The organism is Kitasatospora sp. NPDC034035 (genome assembly GCF_055575755.1).
On sequence record NZ_JBVISA010000099.1, the window covers coordinates 1 to 4,052 of the forward strand.

The 4,052-nt window shown below is 74.1% G+C and carries 1 protein-coding gene; it reads right to left on the reverse strand.

Features of this window, described 5'->3' with window-relative positions:
* On the reverse strand, positions 1-4,052 hold a 4,052-nt coding region (locus tag ACZ52J_RS42745; RefSeq protein WP_465626823.1), incomplete at both ends, for a type I polyketide synthase.

Consider the following 4,052-nt stretch of genomic DNA (forward strand, 5'->3'; position numbering starts at 1 on the left):
CCGTGCGCCTCCACCGCATCGATCTGATCCGATGCCAGACCCGCATTCGCCAACGCCTGCCGGATCACCCGCTGCTGCGACGGACCGTTCGGCGCGGTCAGGCCGTTCGACGCACCGTCCTGGTTCACGGCACTGCCGCGCACGACCGCGAGCACCGGGTGCCCGTTGCGGCGGGCGTCGGAGAGCCGCTCGACGAGGAGCATGCCGACGCCCTCGCCCCAACCGGTGCCGTCCGCCTCCGCCGAGAACGCCTTGCACCGGCCGTCGGCCGACAGGCCGCGCTGGCGGCTGAAGTCGACGAAGGTCTCGGGCGTCGCCATCACGGTGACACCGCCCGCGAGCGCCATCGTGCACTCGCCCTGGCGCAGCGCCTGGATCGCCCAGTGCAGCGCGACCAGCGAGGACGAGCAGGCGGTGTCGACGGTGACCGCCGGACCCTCCAGGCCGAAGGTGTAGGCGACCCGGCCCGAGGCGATGCTGCCCGAGACACCGGTGCCGAGGTAACCCTCGACGCCCTCGGGGAGTTCGCCGATCCCGGTCGCGTAGTCGTGGTACATCACGCCGGCGAACACGCCGGTCCGGCTGCCGCGCAGCGTCGCCGGGTCGATCCCCGCACGCTCCACGGCCTCCCACGAGGTCTCCAGCAGCAGCCGCTGCTGCGGGTCCATCGCCAACGCCTCGCGCGGCGAGATCCCGAAGAACTCCGGGTCGAACAGCCCCGCGTCGTGCAGGAAGCCGCCCTCGCGGGCGTAGGTGGTGCCCTGGTGGTCGGGGTCGGGGTGGTAGAGACCGTCGAGGTCCCAGCCGCGGCCGGTCGGGAAGCCGGAGATCGCGTCACCGGCCCCGAGCACCAGGCTCCACAGATCCTCGGGGGACTCCACCCCGCCGGGGTAGCGGCAGGCCATGCCGACGATCGCGATCGGCTCGTCGTTCGCGGCCGAGGACGCCCGGGCGGCGCCGGCGCCGGTCACGGTGGCGTGCTCGTCCGCGTCGTCGCCGAGGAGTTCGGCGAGCAGGAAGGAGGCGAGGGCGCCCGGCGTCGGGTAGTCGAAGACGAGGGTGGCGGGCAGGCGCAGGCCGGTCGCGCCGTTGAGCTCGTTGCGCAGCTCGACGGCGGTCAGCGAGTCGAAGCCCAGCTCCTTGAACGCCCGTGCGGACTCCACCGCACCCCCGTCGGCGTAGCCGAGCACGGCGGCGACGCGGGAGCGGACCAGGCCGAGGAGAGTCTCCTCCCGGTCGGCGGCGGCCGGCTGGGCCAGCAGTCGGGCGACCAACTCGGAGCCGCCGGCCGTCGCCCCGGCGCGGGCGACCCGCCGGGTCGGGACCCGGATCAGGCCCCGCAGGAGGGCGGGCAGGGTACCGGCGGCGGCCTGGGCGTGCAGGGCAGTCAGGTCCAGGTGCATCGGGACGAGGGCGGCGCTGCCGATGGCGGTGGCCGCGTCGAGCAGCCCGAGGCCCTCGGCGGAGCCGAGGCCGTGAATGCCGCCGCGGCTCATGCGCTGGACGTCCACCGCGTCGAGGCTGCCGACCATGCCGCTGCTGTCGGCCCACGGACCCCAGGCGAGGGAGGTGGCGGGCAGTCCGGCGGCCCGGCGCTGGGCGGCGAGGGCGTCCAGGAAGACGTTCGCGGCCGCGTAGTTGCCCTGGCCGGGGCTGCTGAGCGTGCCGGCGGCGGAGGAGAACAGCACGAAGGCGGTGAGCGGGTGATCGGCCGTCAGCTCGTGAAGGTGGAGGGCCGCGTCGACCTTCGGACGCAGCACGGTGTCGATCCGCTCGGGAGTGAGCGAGGTGACGATGCCGTCGTCCAGGACACCGGCCGTGTGGACCACACCGGAGAGCTCGTGGTCGGCGAGCAGCGCGGCCAGCGCCTCCCGGTCGGCCACGTCGCACGCCGCGACCGTCACCGTTGCGCCAGCCTCCGTCAGCTCGTCCCGCAGCTCGACCGCACCCGGCGCGTCCGCACCACGACGCGACACCAGCAGCAGACTCCGCACCCCGTGCCCGACCACCAGGTGACGGGCCACCAGCCCGCCCAGCAGACCCGACGCACCCGTCACCAGGACCGTGCCCGACGACCCGAACACCGACACCGCCTCCGAGGACGCAGCCGCCCTCGACAGACGCGGCACCTGAATCGCGCCGGCGCGCACCGCGAGCTCCGGCTCGCCGGCCGCCAGAGCGGCGGAGAGCGCCTCGCGGGAGAAGTCGCCGCCGTCGAGGTCCAGCAGGACGAGGCGGCCGGGGTTCTCCGTCTGCGCCGAGCGGACCAGGCCCCACACCGGGGCGTGTACCAGGTCCTCGACCTCGGCACCGACCGCCCCACGGGTCACCAGGACCAGACGCGACGCCGAGAACCGCTCATCAGCCAGCCACTCCTGCACCGTCCCCAAAACCCCGTGCAGCGCGGCGCGCACAGCCGAGGCCACACCGTCAGACGCCTCGACCGACTCCAGCGCCAGGAACACCGCATCCGGAACCCCCGAACCGCCGTCGACCGCCGCACCCAGCTCCGCCAGGTCCGCGAACCGCTCCGCACCGAACCCGCCCGCACCCAGCACGGCCCACCGACCCGTCGGCGCCTGCGACACCGGCAGCACCGTCCACTCCACCCGGTACAGCAAGTCGACGAAGCCACCGCGCGCACTGCGCACCTGCTCCTCGGACACCTCACGGGAGACCAGGGACTCCACCGCGGCCACCGGCCGGCCGGTCTCGTCCGCCAGCAGCAGCGAGGCCGTGTCCTGCCCGGCCTCGGTGAGACGCAGGCGCAGGGCGGTCGCACCAGCGGCATAGAGGGTGACCCCGTTCCAGGAGAACGGGATACGGGCCCGGCGGGGGCCGTCCGCGGTCGAGCCGTCGGCGATGTCCAGGCCGAGGGCGTGCAGCGCGGCATCGAGCAGCGCCGGGTGCAGTCCGTACTGCTCGGCGTCCTCGTGGGCACTCTCCGGAAGCCGGATCTCGGCGTACGTGTCTCCGTCGTGCCGCCAGGCGGCGCGCAAGCCCTGGAACACCGGTCCGTACCCGAACCCGGCCGCGGCCAGCCGCTCGTACAGGTCGTCGACCGGAACCGGCACCGCACCGCTCGGCGGCCACTCGACCAGCTCGAACGACGGGACGGCGGCCGTGCTGTCGGGTGCGAGCACACCGGTGGCGTGCCGCGTCCACGGCTCGCCCTCCACGGCCTCCTCCGGGCGCGAGTGCAGGCTCAGCGTCCGCCGGCCCGCCTCGTCCACGCCCGCGAGCGCCAACCGCAGCTGGACGCCGCCGCGCTCGGGCAGCACCAGCGGCGCCTCCAGCGTCAGCTCCTCCAGCAGCCCGCAGCCGACCTGGTCACCGGCGCGGATCGCCAGCTCGACGAACGCCGTGCCGGGCAGCAGCACCGCGCCCATCACCGCGTGATCGGCCAGCCACGGGTGCGACTGCACCGACAGCCGGCCCGTGAACACCACACCGTCCGAATCCGGCAACTCCACACTCGCACCGAGCAGCGGGTGCCCCGCCGCACCGAGCCCGATCGACGCGACATCGCCGACGGCCAGGACGGGTGTCCGCGGCCAGTACCGCTGCCGCTGGAAGGGGTAGGTGGGCAGGTCGACCCGGCGCGCGCCGGTACCGGCGAACACGGCCGGCCAGTCGACCGCGAGGCCGCGGACGTGGGCCTGGACCAGGGCTACCGTGAGCGTGCGGGCCTCCGGGCGGCCGGCGCGGAGCACCGGGACGAACGCGGCCTCGGCCACGGACTCCTGGCCCATCGCCGACAACACACCGTCCGGGCCCAACTCGACGAACGTCCGGACACCATCCGCCTCCAGGGCGGTGACCGCGTCCGCGAAACGGACGGCCTCACGGACGTGGCGCACCCAGTACTCGGCGTCGGTCAGCTCGGCGGAGACAGGAGCGCCGGTGAGAGTGGAGACGATCGGAATCCGCGGGGACTCATAGCTGACCTGCTCGGCAACGGCACGGAAGTCCGCGAGCATGCCGTCCATCAGCGGCGAGTGGAACGCATGACTGACCGTCAGCCGCTTGGACTTGCGACCCTCCAACTGCGC